At 69.8% G+C, this 15,791-nt stretch carries 18 protein-coding genes; 2 read left to right on the forward strand and 16 right to left on the reverse strand.

Translation table 11 applies throughout. The features are described 5' to 3' along the window. Positions 1-15: 15 nt before the first annotated feature. On the forward strand, positions 16-375 hold the full coding sequence (locus Phou_RS17620) for a hypothetical protein (RefSeq protein WP_173057000.1): 360 nt from the start codon (positions 16-18) through the stop codon (positions 373-375). Here the strand turns inward: Phou_RS17620 and Phou_RS17625 are convergent. Together Phou_RS17625 and Phou_RS17630 are read right to left on the reverse strand one after the other, a co-directional pair. Continuing rightward, positions 360-740: a hypothetical protein gene (locus Phou_RS17625; protein WP_173057001.1), complete on the reverse strand. Its 381-nt coding sequence runs from the start codon at positions 738-740 to the stop codon at positions 360-362. The genes Phou_RS17620 and Phou_RS17625 overlap by 16 nt on opposite strands. Further along, positions 737-1,363: a collagen-like protein gene (locus Phou_RS17630; RefSeq protein WP_218579041.1), complete on the reverse strand. Its 627-nt coding sequence runs from the start codon at positions 1,361-1,363 to the stop codon at positions 737-739. The genes Phou_RS17625 and Phou_RS17630 overlap by 4 nt, the downstream gene beginning before the upstream one ends. A 91-nt stretch (positions 1,364-1,454) precedes the next feature. On the opposite strand from Phou_RS17630, the gene Phou_RS17635 reads away from it, so the two are divergent. Then, entirely contained in the window at positions 1,455-1,715 is a 261-nt protein-coding gene (locus Phou_RS17635; protein WP_173057002.1) for a hypothetical protein, read from the forward strand. Positions 1,716-1,746: 31 nt separating this feature from the next. Here the strand turns inward: Phou_RS17635 and Phou_RS17640 are convergent, their stop codons facing one another. The 14 genes from Phou_RS17640 to Phou_RS17705 form a co-directional block, all read right to left on the reverse strand. Continuing rightward, on the reverse strand, positions 1,747-2,631 hold the full coding sequence (locus Phou_RS17640; RefSeq protein ID WP_173057003.1) for a hypothetical protein: 885 nt from the start codon (positions 2,629-2,631) through the stop codon (positions 1,747-1,749). Positions 2,632-3,080: 449 nt separating this feature from the next. Beyond that, positions 3,081-3,599: a hypothetical protein gene (locus Phou_RS17645; RefSeq protein ID WP_173057004.1), complete on the reverse strand. Its 519-nt coding sequence runs from the start codon at positions 3,597-3,599 to the stop codon at positions 3,081-3,083. A gap of 10 nt (positions 3,600-3,609) precedes the next feature. Continuing rightward, positions 3,610-7,029 carry a hypothetical protein gene (locus Phou_RS17650; RefSeq protein ID WP_173057005.1) on the reverse strand — a complete coding sequence of 1,140 codons (3,420 nt, stop codon included), beginning with the start codon at positions 7,027-7,029 and terminating at the stop codon, positions 3,610-3,612. Next, complete coding sequence (locus tag Phou_RS17655) at positions 7,029-10,583, reverse strand: hypothetical protein (RefSeq protein WP_173057006.1); 3,555 nt, start codon at positions 10,581-10,583, stop codon at positions 7,029-7,031. The genes Phou_RS17650 and Phou_RS17655 overlap by 1 nt, the downstream gene beginning before the upstream one ends. 6 nt (positions 10,584-10,589) lie before the next feature. Beyond that, positions 10,590-10,943 carry a hypothetical protein gene (locus Phou_RS17660; RefSeq protein WP_173057007.1) on the reverse strand — a complete coding sequence of 118 codons (354 nt, stop codon included), beginning with the start codon at positions 10,941-10,943 and terminating at the stop codon, positions 10,590-10,592. 47 nt (positions 10,944-10,990) lie between these two features. Beyond that, entirely contained in the window at positions 10,991-11,596 is a 606-nt protein-coding gene (locus Phou_RS17665; RefSeq protein ID WP_173057008.1) for a hypothetical protein, read from the reverse strand. Continuing rightward, a complete protein-coding gene (locus Phou_RS17670; protein WP_173057009.1) occupies positions 11,593-12,093 on the reverse strand; it encodes a phage tail tube protein in 501 nt (166 codons plus the stop codon). The genes Phou_RS17665 and Phou_RS17670 overlap by 4 nt, the downstream gene beginning before the upstream one ends. Further along, entirely contained in the window at positions 12,090-12,422 is a 333-nt protein-coding gene (locus Phou_RS17675; RefSeq protein ID WP_173057010.1) for a hypothetical protein, read from the reverse strand. The genes Phou_RS17670 and Phou_RS17675 overlap by 4 nt, the downstream gene beginning before the upstream one ends. A gap of 68 nt (positions 12,423-12,490) precedes the next feature. Continuing rightward, the gene (locus Phou_RS17680) at positions 12,491-12,817 is read right to left on the reverse strand and encodes a hypothetical protein (protein WP_173057011.1); all 327 of its coding nucleotides are present in this window, start codon (positions 12,815-12,817) and stop codon (positions 12,491-12,493) included. Next, positions 12,818-13,255, reverse strand: a complete 438-nt coding sequence (locus tag Phou_RS17685; RefSeq protein WP_173057012.1) for a hypothetical protein — start codon at positions 13,253-13,255, stop codon at positions 12,818-12,820. Further along, entirely contained in the window at positions 13,248-13,595 is a 348-nt protein-coding gene (locus Phou_RS17690) for an HK97-gp10 family putative phage morphogenesis protein (protein ID WP_173057013.1), read from the reverse strand. Before Phou_RS17690 ends, Phou_RS17685 begins: the two co-directional genes overlap by 8 nt. Before the next feature lie 22 nt (positions 13,596-13,617). Next, the gene (locus tag Phou_RS17695; RefSeq protein ID WP_173057014.1) at positions 13,618-14,070 is read right to left on the reverse strand and encodes a DUF6093 family protein; all 453 of its coding nucleotides are present in this window, start codon (positions 14,068-14,070) and stop codon (positions 13,618-13,620) included. Beyond that, entirely contained in the window at positions 14,070-14,723 is a 654-nt protein-coding gene (locus tag Phou_RS17700) for a DUF2057 domain-containing protein (protein WP_173057015.1), read from the reverse strand. Before Phou_RS17700 ends, Phou_RS17695 begins: the two co-directional genes overlap by 1 nt. A 13-nt stretch (positions 14,724-14,736) precedes the next feature. Continuing rightward, positions 14,737-15,768 carry a DUF4082 domain-containing protein gene (locus Phou_RS17705; RefSeq protein ID WP_173057016.1) on the reverse strand — a complete coding sequence of 344 codons (1,032 nt, stop codon included), beginning with the start codon at positions 15,766-15,768 and terminating at the stop codon, positions 14,737-14,739. Positions 15,769-15,791: the final 23 nt, after the last annotated feature.

Genomic DNA, 15,791 nt, shown 5'->3' on the forward strand with positions numbered 1-15,791 from the left:
GTGCGAAACTCGGGCATGGAGTGGGTGCGGACCTGGCTGGTGATCAGCCGACGCGACGACGCCACCAGCAAGGTCGAGCAGCCCGCCCACACCGCCGCCGAGGTCCGTCAACTCCTCACCGCCGCCCGCGCCGACCCAGCCGTATGGCACACCCGCGTCGAGTCCCGCCGCGAGCTCGCGGGCGACAAACCCACCCACTGCGTCTGCGGGGAGGCGTACCGGACCGCCGGGAGCTGGCCGACACCACACGACTGGCTGGACTGCGGCTGTGGCGGTCATTTCTGGTGGCGCTGCCGCGAGTGTGGCCTCGAGCGGGTCGAGCCGCCGGCCGCCTACGACTGCCGGCCACACTGGCCGGGTCAGCGCATGTCGTAGTCAATACGCACGATGCGACCGCCGAGCCACCCATAGTTGTCCGGCTTGTGGTCACCCGGATCCGGATCAAGCCGCGGAAACTGCAGAGTGCCCCACTCCCGCTCCGTCAGCGCTACGCAGCGCGGGTAGACCTGAACCAGCCCCCACAGCCACGACCGGAGCACCGGCGCGACCTTGCCGGCCCACGGCTCGTATTCGTGCCACTGGTACTCGGCCTGGTTGGCCAGCACGCCCCATGCGAACGCTTGGAGCCGGCCGCGAACGCCGCCAGTCGAGCCGCCCCGGAGGCTCGGCACCTTGATCGCGTAGCGGCGGGTCAGGATCACCGTGCGGGTGATGCCGTGCCGTACCAGTAGCGTGCTCACCGCAACAACCTGCTCGGTTGGCTCGTTGTCCGGCACGTGTAGGTCGGGGCGCTTTCCGGCGAGCCGTCGTCGCGCAGGCACTCGTACTCGGCGCCGTCCGGGTCGGTCCACCGCCACGACGCCGGCGGCTTCCCAGCCACGCCGTCCTTGCCGGCGGGGCCCGGCTCACCCTGCGGCCCGGCAGGGCCCGGCTCACCCGCAGCGCCTGCAGGTCCCGGCTCACCAACACCGTCCCGCCCGTCCGCGCCCGGGGCGCCGCTCGGCCCGACCGGACCCATCGGGCCCGGTGGGCCCATGTTTCCCGTCGGTCCCGGAGGGCCTTGCGGGCCGGGCGGCCCGGCCTCACCCTGCGGCCCCGCCTCGCCGCGCAACTCCGCAGGGTCGATCACACATTGCCGACCCAACTGCTCCACCTGCGCGCACAGCTGCTCCGCCGATGAGACGGCCTGGTCGGCGCGCTGCTCCTCGCTGGTGGCCCGCGATGTCAGGCCATGGGCCCACCAGCCGAGTAGGCCAGCCACGACACACAGCAGCAGCCCGAGCACGACGGTCCGGCGGCGGCTGCGTCGGCGGATCAGCCGCTCCAGCCGCTGGCCGGCGATTTCGCGGGTCGTGTCATCCACCGTCGGCCCCCGGGGCAGCTGGTGGGAGGACGATGCTGCGGGTGACCAGCAGGTCCGTTAGCCGCCTCACCTCGCCCTCCAGGCGCTGCACGTGCTCGTTGAGTTCGGCGATCTGGTCGGCCGCCCGTTCGGCGGCCCGGACCGCTCGGGCGAGTTCGTCCTCGGCGCGCCGCCGCGCGGCCCGCGCCTCGTCGAGTTGCTGCTCGGCGAGGTCCCGTTCGGCGCGGGCGGCGTCGGCCTCGCGGCGTTCCGCAGCGATCGCTTCCCGGTAGTCGATCCGGTCGTCGCGGTTCGCTTTGAGGAGGAGGCCGATGACGAAGGCGAGGACACCGAAGCCGCCGGCTGCTGGTAGCAGCGTTGCAAGGTCCACACGACGTGCCGGCTCAGCCCGCAGCGAGGAGCGCACCGACGGCGGCCGACTTGTCCCCGAGCACCGCCTTCAGCCGCTCGGCGATCTCCTCCGGCGTGTCCGCGCCGAGCAGCGTCACCACCTTGTCGGGGGTGGCGTCCACGCCGGCCTTGAGCTCCGCGAGATCCTTCTGCAGTTGCTCTTTGGTGGCCTCGTCGACGTTGCCGACGGCGGTGGCGAGGGCCTTGACCGCGTCGGTCATCCAACCGGCCCACACATGCAGCGGCACCTTGCCGTCGCCGGTCGGGTTGGGGATGGCCACCGCGGTGGTGTAGTGCGCGTCGCGGAGCTGCTGCGCCTGCAACGGGGTCATCTCGGGTACCTCCTGCTGGTCGATTCCGAGCGCGATCGCGACGATCCGCGCCATGAGCGCTTTGTCCGTGAGGTAGCGGCGGTCGAGGCCCGCATGCCAATGCCACAGGTGCGACGAGTCGGAGGTGGCGGCCCGGTCGCGGACGTTGTCCCAGCCGTCGACGACCTGGTCGCCGTCGACGTTGCCGTAGAACTCGCGGACCTCGTTGAGCCGGCCCGCCCGCATCGCGGCGAGGATCCGCTTCGACTGGGCGATCATCTCGTCGACGCTGCCGGGCGTGAAGTCGAACCCGGCGACGTAGCGCTCCTGCAGCGGACTCAACCCGCCCTGAACGGTGTAGGTGCGGTTGCTGCAGAACGCCGACCGCTTGATCCACTCCTGGGAGCGGTGGGAGCCGCGCAGGTGATGCCGGTCGCCCTTCGTCCCCGCCGCCACGCGAGGCCGGCCGGTCCGGCGGCACAGTTCGTCGCCGAGCCAGTCGAGCTCGACGGTGACGATCTCCCGATCCCACCAGGGCTCGGCCTCAAGCTGCGCAAGCGTTGCCATCATCGCCTCCCGTTCGGGGTTCGTCGGCTACCCGACACCAGGTGAAGCCGCGGGTCACGGGCCGACTACGGTGCGGGCCATGGTCGTGCCCGTCCCCCCGCGACGCCGCAGCCGACGGCTTTGGATAGCCGCAGGCGTGGTCGCCGCGGTCATCGCCGCCGCCACCTTCGTTGTGCTCTCGCTCATCCCGAATCGGGAACTCCGAGATCGAGACTTCGTCAAAGACGACCCGCACGGGGCGTCGGCGTGCGCGTACTACGAGATGTGGGTCAACGGTCTGCTCCCAGCCAACGAAGGATGGGCACGGGTCCGCGGCGAAGCCGACCAGGCGGAGACAGGCGCCGTCCGGTCCGCGTCGGATCCGGCCGCGTTCCACGCCGCTTGCGTTGACGCGGGTAGGCCGATGGGTCCTTACAAGCCGCCGCCCGGCTTCTAGCCCGAATGGACTGTCAGGCGACAGGTGTCGCGGTGACCCACGACCCGGCCTTGAGCACTGTCGCGGTCGCGTTCGAGTTTTGCTGGGCCCAGATCAGGGTCAGCGTCACATCGGCGGGGCCAACGATGATCCGGTCGTTGATCCGCACCGACACACCGCCAGCCGATGTCGCGTACGGCGTGTCGGTCGACGGTGATGCCGAATCTGCGGCGCGGAACACCCACTCGGCGTCGCCCTGCGAGCCGGACGCGATGCTGTTGTGTGGGCCCACCGCTCCCATGAGGACGGTCCCAGTGTTGGTCCACGACCACGCGTACTTGAAGTCACCGGCGTTGTCGCCGCCGGTCGTATACGCCTGGCCCATCAGGTTGTAGGTCGTGTTCGCCTTCAACACGAGCACAAGATCCGGGTCGGCTGTCGACGTGGTCGTCGACGCACGGGAGGTGTCGCCCGGTTTGGACGCCTCTACCGGGTTGCGGAGATTCAGGCGCGCCGCCGTGATCCTTTGCCCGACGCTCCAGGTGAGAGTCACGGGTGCCTCCTCACCAGGCCACGTCCGCGGGTTCGGCGACCTCGATCACCGTGCCGGCGTCGTGTGCCTTGCTGATGCCGTTCGTGGAGCGGGTCACGGTCAGCCTTTGCGGCGCCACCGCAACAAAGTCGTCGAAGTCGATGTTGGTGGCGCCGTTGGTGTTCCCTGACTCGCGGCGAGTCAGGAACCCGATCCGGGTGCCGGTCGTGAGGCCGTCGTCTTGGCCCACCGTCAGCCAGCCAGGCTGCGGGTTCGTGGTCTTCCACGCCTTCGCCGCCAGCGTCGTGCCGAAATATTTGAGGCCGATCGACCACGAGTTCCCGGCCGAATGCGCCCCGGACACGGTGACGGCGTTGCCACCCGAGTCGAGGACCCCGCCGGATCCGCCGATGCGGCGGAAAATCTGCAAGGTGACCACGCCGGTGGTGGCGATCGAAATTTGGGCCTCGTAGTAGTTGGCCGCGTCCGTGCACCTGCCGGCCACCCGGACCGTTATCGGCGCACCCGTCGGCACCACCGGAATCGACGTCGTCACATAGATTTCGCCGTCGACAGACCCCATGTCGGCGTGGGCCATGTACAAGGTGTTCGTGACCGAGGTGTTGATCCGGCCGGTGGTGCCGCCAACGACCGAGTACAGCGAAGCTGTTCCCTCCACCACGTAAGCGGTGGCCGGGTAAGAAACACCGGGCGTGCCCATCCCGTTCGACACGGTGCGGGAGAACGAATCCCGGAAACCCTGGTCGACATCGGTGATCGTGACAACCTCGCCGCCCACGACGGCGTCCATCGGGAAGTCGTCGGGGGACTCGGCGTCGTCAGAGACGGTTGCCCAACGCTGCTCCCCAGATACAGAGCCAACAAGCAGGGTGGTGTCGACCGCGGCGGCGGCCGCCGACAGCGCCATATCGTCGCCGCCTGCGACACGCAGATCGAAATCGTGCGTCGCATCATCGTCGTGGACCTCGGCCACCGCCCACGGCCCGCCCGGCGACGCGTTGATGTCCAGCGTCCACTCGAAGCCGTCGAACCGCTCAGTGAACCCCTGCGCCAGTAGGTCCACGTCCCTGGGCGGCAGCCACGCCGGCGGATCGGTGAGGGTGAACCGGTCACCGACGTCGAGCTCCGCGGCGGCCACCGCCACCGCCAGTTTGTCCTCGAGCGCAAGCGCGGGCGGGTCGACGCGCACAGTCGGGTAGCGGGACTCGTCCCAGGTCCCCAACCGCAGGAGCCAGTTGGCGACGTCGGGCAGCTGCTCGTCTTCTGCGACGTTGACGGTTACCTCTTGCGGATACACGCCGACACCGTCCGGCGGGTCCTGAGTGGACAGCGGCCCCGTCTCCAGTGCCGCACGGGCGGACGAGCCCGACAGCCGGTTCGCGGTGACGTCATTGCGCAGCAGCTGGTCGTCGTCGGTGGGCTCCAGCGGCGGCGTCAGCTCCTTGCCGGTGATGCTGAACGCCGCACGGCGGCGCTGGGTGTATATCGACGCCCGGGTCCGGTAGGCGAGACCGACGAAGTCGCGGGGCTCGAACAGGATCCCGCCGTCCGCGTCGGCGGCGTCCTGGATGACCTCCAGGCGGCTGGCGAAACGCTGCGACCCGCACGGCTCCGAGTCGTCTGGGTCGCCGATGATGACGCACGGGATGCCGCCCTCGTCGCAGATGCGTTGGATCCGTACCGCGGCGGGTTCGAAGGCGTAGCCGGTCATGCCGTCGTCGATGTTCTCGGCCAGCGTGACGCTGGTGCCGGTCATGACGTGCCCGAGGGTGACGTCGACGAAGTCACCGTTCGGGGCGATGTACAGCTCGGCCGCACGGTCCACGGTCAGCGAGGTGAACGTGCCGTCGAAGCCGCCCTGGATGACTTCGCCGTCCGCGACGTGCCGGCCGAACAGGTGCCAGTCGACGTCGGCGCCGTCCTGGATCACCGTGAAGCCGATCATCATCGACTTGCCGTTGAGCCCGAACCCCGCCGACCCGCTCTGCAGTATGACGTTGCCGGACCCGACGGCGGCCATTTCCAGCGACCCGGACGACGCTGTCAGGTACGACAGCCGCCACCGGCGGGGGCTGCCGGTGGCCTGCCACAGATCGACCAGGACGGTGCCGTTCGACAACCCGCCGGGCGGGAAGGTGAACAGCGCCCGGAACGCGATCGTGCCTGTGCCCGCGTGCGGGGGGATTCGCCCGCTCAGGGCGTTGCCGCTGGACACGACGAGCAGCGGGGCGCTGCCGGGGAAGCTGGTCGAGTCGGCTGCGAACTGCCGGTTTCCGACGAGCCGCAGGGGTGTGCCGCCGGGCAGTGCCGACGCCACCTGTGTGGCGTCTGAGGCGTCCTCGGCAGGCCAGTAGCCGGTCGTCACGGCCAGGTTGTGCTGCTGCAGGGCCTGTTGCCGGAACGTGGACTCGGCAATGGCGCGGCTGCGTCCGAGCCGCCGCAGGATCCCGGACGCTTCGAGCGGCACCCGGACGACCGTGCCGGTTTGGTCGGACCGCGGCGGCCACGATGCGACTTCGCCGGAGAACCTGATGTTGGGGTCGGCGATCCACGCGTCGACGACGGTCCACGGGCGGCCGGCCGCGTCGTTGAACGCGGTAGTTGGGCCGGGCTCGACTGTGCTGGCGGAAGGGTTCGCGACCACGGTGCCGCCGATGCCGTTGCGGAGTTCGAACCCGTACAGCTTCCCGGTCGGTTTGACCACGCCGAGGGTGTCGTTGTCGCCGACCCGCACTGTTGCCGTGCCGCCATGGACGGACGTGGTGCCCGCTGTCACCACGGGGGTGCCGAGCTGGGTCCATGGCCCGGCCAGTGTCGGTGCCGTGTAGAAGGTGACGGTGTGTCCGCCGGCGCCGTTGTTGACGTCGAGGGTCGCGCGGATCGCGAGCCGCTGGCCAGGTGCCGTCGCTGGCGCCGCATTGGCGGAGATGTCGTGGACGGTGGCGAACGTGCCGGCCGTCGTCCAGCGCAGGATCGGCGACGTCGCACCCATGTGCAGGAACCACGATCGTTGGTCGCCGGCGACCAGGTACTTCTGGGCGAGCCCGATCGAGGCCCAGTCGTCGGGTGCGAGGTCGACGCGGATGTCGATGTCCCCGGTGATGTCCAGCGAGGCGTGGTCGTCGGTGACGAGGTATCCGTGCCGGTGTGGCGACAGCACGACGTGCCGGTCGTCGACCCCGGACACCGACACCCGCAGCGGGGTGTTGCGGCCGAGCTGGCCGTAGTACGGGGAGGTGGGGTTCCGGGGCGAGTACTTGCCGGTGTCGTTGGCCAGGGAGAGCGTGCACGAGCCGGTGTCGACCCGGGACGCCTCGTTACGGCGGCCACGGTTCACGTCGACCAGTTCGCCGGCGGCGTCGGCGGTGACGTCCGTCCAGGTGCCGCCGAGCCGCAGCTTGACGGTGGCGCCCTCGGGTCCGTCGAGCATCAGGAGGTCCCGATCACGATCTGCACGTCACCGCCCCGGACCCGCACCGCACGACGCAGCCTTTCGAGGAGCAGTTCGTCTTCGCTGCTGCCGGACGACCGGATCTCCAACACGATCGGGCCGTGCGGTGCCGCCGGCACGGGGATGAGTGACGGGGGCAAGCTCATCGCCTGCCCGTACGCGGCAGCCAACGCCCCCTTCGGTACGACATCCATCCCGTGCCAGCCCATGGCCCGCTGACCGATCGAGACCGCCCGAGCCCGGTGCCCGTACCTGGGAATGAACGCTTCGCCACCGGTAGCACGTTCGGCGTAGGCGTAGCGGGCTACCGGGTGGGCGGCGGCGATGTGGGCCTCGCGGAGCTTGCCGATCTGGGCGTGCTCGTAGACGCCACCCCACCGGTTGCCGCCGATGCCGACGAAGTTGCCGTTCACCCCGAACCCGCCGGCCTTCACGTTGCGCCGGATTCGGTCCAGGGCGGCGTTGTACCGTTCGGCTTCGCGCCGCATCGTGTCAAGATTCGAATCGACGTTGAGCGGCGGCATCGTCGTGTACCGCTTGATCAGCGTGTCGATCTGCGCCTTCGTCAGGCCGGCCTGCCGCAACTCTTCCCGGAGTGCGGCGATGTGCTGGTTGTAGGCCCGGGACGCCTGCTGCACGGAGCCGGTCTCTTGGTACTTCTGCTGGGCGAGCGCGGCGCCCTGCTCGGCGGCACGCTGCACAGCGATCCGGTTCTCCAACGCGGCTTTGGAGTTTCCGTCGATGGCGCGCCCGTTCTCAGAGAAGGACTCACCGACCGCGTCGATCGCCTCCGCAGCGCGGAGGGCGGCCTCGTCCGCGGACAGCATTTCGCCATGTAGCGCCTTCCACGCGTCGGTGTAGCTGCCGGTGATCTCGATCGCGTCTTCCATCGAGCCGTTCAGCAGCCGCTGAGACAGGTTCGCCCCGCCGACACCGGACGCCAGCTTCTCCATCGCCGCGGTGGACTCCGGCAGCAGCGCCTTGAATTCCTCGAAGGAAAGGCCCGACCGATAGAACTCGTTGTTGTATGCCGCCTGAGCGGCGGTCACGTCCTCACTCGTGTTGAGGAAATTCGTCAGTTCCGCGTCGAGCTGGGCGACGTTCTCCTTGGCGCCAGAGAAGCTTTGGCCATGGAACGTTTCGGAGAAGCCGCGCTGTAGGTCGCCCCAGATCGGGATCGACTCAGCGAACCGTGCTGTGTCTTGCGCCCAGCCGCTCGCCGCCGCCGAGTAGATCTTTCGGGTGTCCTCAGTGTCCCGGCCGAACGTGCGTTGCAGCTCCCCGGTCCGCTTCCCAGTTTTGCCGTACTCCTCCAGCGCCCTGCTCAGCGCCGACACCTTGACCTCGGCGTCGGAGAATTGGTCGAGCAGGATGGCACCGATCTGCATCGCTGCGAGGGCGATCCCGGCCGCCTTGGCTGCGCGGCCCACACGCTCGAGGCCCGCGGCGGCTTGGGCTCCCATCGGACCCATGTGGCCCAGCTGGCCGTTGGCGCGGCCGAGGATCCCGCCGAGCCGGTCAAAGAGCCCGAAAATCTTCGACCCGACCAGGAACAGGGCGGCGCCAGCGAGGACCACCGACTGGATGGGGTCGGGTAGCGCCGAGAACAGCTGGGCAAGGTTTCCCACGATCTGCGCGCCGACCTTGAGGATGTCGAAGAACAGGATCACCGCGTCGCGGGTGCCTTCGTCTGCGAGGGTTTCGCCGAGGGTTTCGCCGAGGACCAGCAGCACCTCGACGAGGCCCTTCACCGCGGCGTTGCCGGTGGCGATGATCCCCTCGACGGACCGCATGTCATGCGCCTCGTCGTTGAACTTCTCCAAGGCGTCGGCCATGTCGCGCAGCAGCGTGGACCCCTGATCCATGCCACCGATCCGGCCCACGAGCTCGATGACCTCACGCCCGATGTCGAGGAGCGCCTCGGCCTGGTCGGCGGCGTCCTCGAAGAACTCCTCCAGCGACCCGTCCTGGGCGGCGCGGTCGATGAAGTCGTTGAAGTCGTCGACGTAGCTGAGCAGGGTGTCGCCGAACCGGTCGATGAACGGCACCGATCCGGTGAACAGGTGGGAAAGGGTCCGCCCGGTGGCGGGGATCCGCTTGTTGACGTTGTCGAAGAAGCGGTCGCTGGCAGCCAGTGCATCATCGAGACCCGCCAGGAACTGGTCGTCGCGGCCCAGCCTCAGCAGGTTTTTGAAGGTGGTGTTCCAGTCGTCGCCGAACCGGATGATCTGCTTGCGGGCGAACGGCAGCGTTTGTGTGAAGGTCTGGGTGAACTCGCGGTCCAGCCCGGCGAAGATCCGATCCTGGGCGAGGTGGCGGAGGCCTTCGATCTCGGTCTTCTGCGCCCGGATCGCGTCGACGAACTTCTTCGCGTTCTTCGACAGCTTGTCGTAGGCGGTCGCCGCAGCCGCCCCGCCACCGCCACCGCCGGCCTGCGCCGCAGCGAGAGCCTCCTGCGCGTCGAGGACTCCGTACTGGGCGTCCTTGACAGCGTCGTACGCGCGTTCCTGGTCGCGCAGCGCCTGCTGGACCGTGTCGGAACCCTCGACGCCGGCCTTCGCCGCCTTGCCCTGGTCCACGGTCAGGTCTTGGAGCCGGTTCCGGGTCTCCTCCACCGCGTGCTGCGCCTGTTCGTACGCGAGTTGGGCACGTTCGACCTCGAGCGGATCGCCGCCGCGGGCCCGGACTTCCCGCAGGTCCCGTTCGGCCTCCAGCACGGCAATGGTCGCGGACCGCTCATCGAGGCGGGTGCCCTTGAGCTGCAGCGCCATATCCCGCAGGTCACGGGTGGCCTGCTCCCGGGCCCGGTTGAGCGCGACCTGGCTCTCGCGGGCGTCCCGCTGCGCGTACCGCAGTGCCCGCTCGGCCTGTTCGAGGCGCCGTAGCGCGCCGGCGGTCTGGTCGATCCCCCCGCCACCGCCGCCACCGCCCGCAGGCGGATCGAAGACCTCTCCGATCGCCCCACCGACACCGGACAGGCCGACGCCGAGGGTGGCCAGGGCGGCTGACGCGCCCGCGGCTAGGCCGGGGATTGCGCCGAGGCCGCCACCGATTGCCGCCAGGACCGGCGGAACGCCCTGCAGCGCACCGACCGCGGCGACCCCGCCGGCGGCGAGCAGCAACAGTGGCCGGCCGGAGATGCCGGACAGGCCGGGCACGACCCCACGGGAGATTCCCCGGCCGAGGCTGCCGCCGAGCCGGGCACCTTCCGTTGCGAACCGGCCGTCCGCGGTCCGGAGCCGCCCCGACGCGTCCCGGGTAAAAGCGTCGCCGAACTCACGGCCGGCCGCCGAACCAGCTCGACCGAACTCGGCACGCGCGCCAGCCATGGAACTGGCCGCCTGCCGAGCCGACTGAGCCACCTGCGCGGATGCACGCTGCGACTCTGTGCCGAGCTTGGCGACCTCGAGCTGCGCGGCCCGGGACTCGTCCTTGAGCCGGCGAACGTCGTCGGCTCCGGACTGCATGTCCCGGTGGAACCGCAGCATCTCGGCGACGAACTCGACGGCGATCCGGCGACGCGCCACGCTCACCGCCGATCACCAGTCGAGGCGTGGCGCGGGCTCCCCGCGGCGCTGCTTCACCACTTGCGGGATCAGCGCCCGCTTGTCGTCCGGTTTCTGGTTGTACAGGCGGGCGGCCGTCCCCACGTGGCAGACCTTCGGCAGCTTCGGCCAGTACACCCACTTGCCGCGCGGGTTGTCCTTGTCAGCGAGCGGGTCCTGACATTCCGCTGGGTCGCCGCCGCAGACTGGGCAGCGGGCCGCTTCCCACTCGGCGTAGGCGAGCATCAGCGCTTGCTGGCGTTCGTCCCACGCCGACTCGACCCACTCGCGGGAGCGGACCAGCTTGCCGTCCGCGTCGTACTCGTACTCGGTGGTGCGTTCCGGCACCCACCCTTCGAACTCCCGCAGGCTGATGCCGAGCTGTCGCGCCGCCGCTACTCGGGCTCGGAGGGCCGGAGAATCCGAGAGGCGGCGAACGAGTTTGGGACGTTGACCTTGTTGACGTTCAACGCGTACGCGGTGTTCTGCAGCTGCACGAACTGGTACTCGGTGAGCACCTCGTCGAGCAGGTGCTCCCAGGCCGCGTCGTCGAGGTCGGCCGGTTCGACCGTGCACGCCTTGATCGCCGCAGGGACGAAGTCGTCGACGTTGTAGCCAAGCTCCTGGTCGGCCTCGTTGTCCTTGCGCGGAGGGTGGTCCTTCTGCAGCGCCGTCCACTTCTTGCGGGGCAGGGCACGCATCCGGAACACGAGCGTGTCGGCGCGCATCTGCCCCTGCAGGGCCTCGATCTGCTGCGCGAGCCGCCTCGACTCACCGCCGGAGTTGAGACGCTTGTCGCCCTGCTCCCGCGCGAACGCCTCGCGGAGCTGCCGCTCAAGTTCCTCCCACTCGGCCTGCAGATCACCGCGCAGGCAGATGTCGACCGTGCGCTCGGGCAGCTTCGCCGCCGCGATCCGGTCCTTCGTGGACCGTGGAACGATCTCATCGGTCGCTCCTGCGGCCTCCACCCCCTCGACGAGATCGGCTGCCTCCGTCGTCATGCGGCGACCACCGCGTCGTCGTACGACTCGCCCGTGATGAACATCTTCTGCGTGACCGTGAGGACGGTGTTCTCGGCGGGCGGGTTCTTGGACGGCTTGCCCGCCTGGATCGGGTACACGTCCGCCAGGTCCGAGGCGGCCCACGCGTTCTCGTAGGGCACACCCCATCGGGCGACGATGTAGCCGGTGGCCAGGTACGGGAACGTCAGGTAGGCGACGTTGTTTGCCGTGCTGTCCGGGTTGTGGACGTACGACAGCGTCATCTGCTTCTGCCAGCGGCCCGGCCGCTCGTATGTTGCCCGGCTGCACAGACGGTTGTCGGTGATCGTCTGCTCGTCGAGCGTGGTCTGGAAGCCGTCCGAGGTGATGTAGCAGGACAGGTCCTTCGACGTGCCCGCGTTCAGCTCGGTGACAGTCGGGTTCTCCGGGTCCGCCAGCGTCGCGACGTAGTAGACCTTCAGATTCCCATCGGCGGGGACCGCGGCCGGTTGCGTCACTGCTCAGCTCCTTCGCTGCTGGTTGGGTTTTCGGCCGGCGGCTCAGCCGGGGCCGCGGTCTTGCGCGGCTTCCTCGCCGCGGGCTCGGTCGGGTCGGTCGCTGCGGTGGTCTGGTGGTCGACCTCGGAGCTCGCCGGTTCGGGCGGCTCAGCGATCGAGCGGCGCGGCTTCGCGGGCCGAGGCCCAACGTCTGGGCCCTCGTTGGGCGCGTAGCCCTCGACGACCTCGACGGCCTTCGCCCTCAGCAGCCGCGGCAACTGCCGGGCATCGACGTCCATGTGGTGGCCGGTTGTGGTATCGCGGCACCACACCCATTTGCGCCAAGCCATGAGCCCTCCTTCGGGCACGAAAAAGCCGGCCCCACAACGGATGGCCGGCGAGACGAACGGGAAGGGGGTTAGCGCTTGATGACGGCGCGGGTCACCCCGGTGGTCGCAGACCACGTGAAGTGGGCAAGGCCGTCGGACGGGTCCTTGTACTCGTCCAGCAGCGGGATCATCTGCTCGCCGCTGTCGGCGGCAAGCGTGTACACCTTGTCCGGGTTCGGCTCACCCCACGCGGTGTTGCCGGGCACGGCGATCGTGACGGTGCGGCTGGCGGCGTTGGCGTTCTTGGCATGCAGGAAGTAGCCCGGCCCGCACTTCGCGGTGTCGCCCGATGCGGCGGCGTTATACGTTGCGGCGCCGCCCGCGATCGTGACTGTGAACGGCTGGATCTCGGCCATCTACGGCTCCTCGGGTGCGCTGAACAGGGAGAACTGAAGGAAGCTGAAGAAGATCGGCTGCCCGTCCGTGGTGCGGACGTTCGGGTCCTTCTCCGGCGCGGGCGGGGCGGGCACGTCCGGCGTCTGTGTGATCGGCGAGCACCTGCGGCCCGCGATCGTTGGCCTCTGGCGGTGCAGGGCCGCAGCCACCCGGTCCAGGGCAGTGATCACCTCGCGGACGGTGCGGCCCGCCGCGGTTACCTGCGTGGTCGTGCGGGCCTCGCCGCCGTAGCCGTTGAGCGTCGACCGTGGCCGGTTCGCCGGCGGGGACCACAGCACCAGGTACTGGTCGGCGTCGTCGGGGATGTCCGCGCCGCCGATGTACACGGTGTACGGCAGCCCGCCGAGCATGGTCTTGATGGCGTCGGCGTGGGCCCAGCCGATGTCGGTGTCAGCCATCGAGCACCGCTGCGCCGAGCGCCTCCGCCGCGGCGTAGAACTGCGGCTCGACGACGTCGGCTGCCCGGTACATGAACGGGTTCGGCGCGATCCGCGACGTGCCGTCGTGTGGGAAATGGGAGTACCAGGCGGTCGGCCCGGTCTCGCCCGCGCTGCGGTCGGCGGTGCGCTCGAACTCGCTGGTGATCGACGCCCGCATGAACCCGGTGCGGACGTTCGCGCCGGCCTTGCCGAGCGCCTCGGTCTGCAGGGTTGAGGCGCGCACGAGCGCGTCGGCGCGGTCGGCCAGATTGTCCGGCGCCTGGTCCATGTCGCGGGCGAGGCGGTCGAGGTCGTCCACAGTGGCCACCCCCGCCCTGCGGCTACGCCTGGTTCGTGGTCGGCTGCGGCATCTGCACGGTCAGCGTCCGCTCCCACGTCTTCGCCGACCTGGTGGCGCCCATCACCTGCAGCGTCTTCCCGACCGCAGCCGGGTCGCCGTCGCAGGCGGTGAGCCGGACGACGTCGTTTTTGAGGATCTCGTCGCTGTCGGTGGGGATCGTGACCGTGTACTGGCCGCGCGGCATGTCCTTGTCCGCGACGGGCGCCGAGCTGGACGGCGCGGTGCCGTGGAAGCGGCACATGCCTTCGTAGACGAGCGCCGGGGCGGGGAACACGTCCCGGCCAGCGACGTCGTCCCACACCGGGCTGGTCGCGGGCCGTTCGATCCGGCACTCGGCCTGCATCCCGTCCTCCGACACCGGCCGGTGATGGGTTTCCCACTCGGCGGGGATGACGCGGGTGCGGGCGAGGCCGGGCCGGCCACCGAGGGGCATCAGAGGTACGTCCGGTAGGCGGCGTACTGGTCGAAGTCGACGATCTCGATGCCGTAGTCGTCGGGGTCGCCGGCCTCGACGTCGGCTTGGTCGCGGAGTGCCTTGGCCCGCTTCATCAGCGAGTCGGCGAGCTTGGCACCGTCGGTCGTCAAACCATCCGAAGTGGTCAACACCTTGGAGACGAGGGCTTCCGACGTGGCGATCGTCTCGATGGCGAGCGCGGCGGCCCGTTTCACGTTGCCCTCGATGGCCAGGAACGCCGAGATCTGGCCGTCCTCGAACACTGCGTCGTCCTCGGCCAGGTCCGTGGCGAGGAGCCGGATCTTGCCGATGTCCGTCGTCGGGTCAACGGTGATCGGCGGGAGGCCGACCAGGGACCGGCGGACCACGAAGGTGGCTTCCTCGGCGCCGTCGGCCACGCCGGTGGCGACGAGCCGGACCGCGTGGGTGCCGGCCACGATGGGGTTGTAGGTGGCCCGGTACAGCTGCTCGGCGGGGACCTCGGCGACGACCATCGGGGTGGTGCCGCCCGGGGCGGGTGGGAGGGTGACGGTGCCGGTGACGGTGACGCCGGGGACCCACGTGCCTTCCGGGTCGCGGATGGGCCAGTCGACGACGACCAGCTTGTCGACCCAGTACGTTTCCAGCGCCACGCGAGCCTCCTCCCTACCGGATGATCAGGCGTGTGCCGCGCGGTCCGAACCGGACCGCGGAGCGGGCAGGGATCGGCTGCGACGACGGGTCCGCGAGGGCGGGCGCGCCCGGTGTGACCGGCACAGCGATCCCGTCCGGGCCCACAGTCGCGGACCATGTCAGCGTCGGGTCCCCCAGCTGGAGGGCGACGGCCAGCCCGTCCGGGGCGACCTGCTGCCCGCCGACGGTTGGATCGCCCAGCGTCACCGGCACGGCGATGCCATCGGGTGCGATGGTGGCCGACCAGCCGAGGGCCGGATCGCCGAGCGTGACCGGTACGGCCAGGCCGTCGGGGGTCACCTGAGGCAGTTCCTCGAGCGCGGGCGGTCCCGGTTCGACCGGGACGGTGACGCTCGTCGGGAAGACGCTGCCCGACCACGTTAGGGCCGGCGCGCCGAGCTCGACGGGGATCTCAAGGCTCGCCGGGGTGATGGTGTCTTCGCTGTCCTGGCTGAGGGTGGGTTCGCCGAGCGTGATCGGAATGGCCAGGCCGTCGGGGGCGATGTTGTTGGGGTCGGCGAACACGATGTCGGCGAAGAACGACGCCGCGTTGCCGGAGATGATGTTCGGGAATTCGTCGGTGCTGCCCAGCCAGCCGTTGTTTTGCTCGGCGCCGCCGTCGTTGCCGGGTGCCGTGATGTCGTCGTTGATGTGGTCGGCGGTGGCGAAGAAGTTCGGCGTCGCGACGTAGTCGCCGGGCGTGTAGATCGCCGCGCGCAGCACAGTGTTCGCGGTGTAGGCGACCGGCACCGCAAGGTCGGGGGTTTCGTTCCACTGCCCGGCGGCGGGGTCGACGAACGCCTGCCGGGCCAGTTCGGTGCCGGCGTCGCTGTACAGCACCCATTCGACCGTGCCGGCGGGCAGCGGGTCCGGGAAGTACCAGCGGCCCCGCACGATGGACCCGTCGACGGAGCGAAGGAACTTGGTGCCCAACGTGTAGTCGGTGGCGTCGTCGCCGTTCGTGATCGCCGGGGTGGTGGCGGGGCTGAAGATGCTGGTGGCCATCGCGATCCCCCTCGGCTGGGGCC

Origin of the sequence: Phytohabitans houttuyneae (genome assembly GCF_011764425.1) — a bacterium.
GTDB lineage: Bacteria > Actinomycetota > Actinomycetes > Mycobacteriales > Micromonosporaceae > Phytohabitans > Phytohabitans houttuyneae.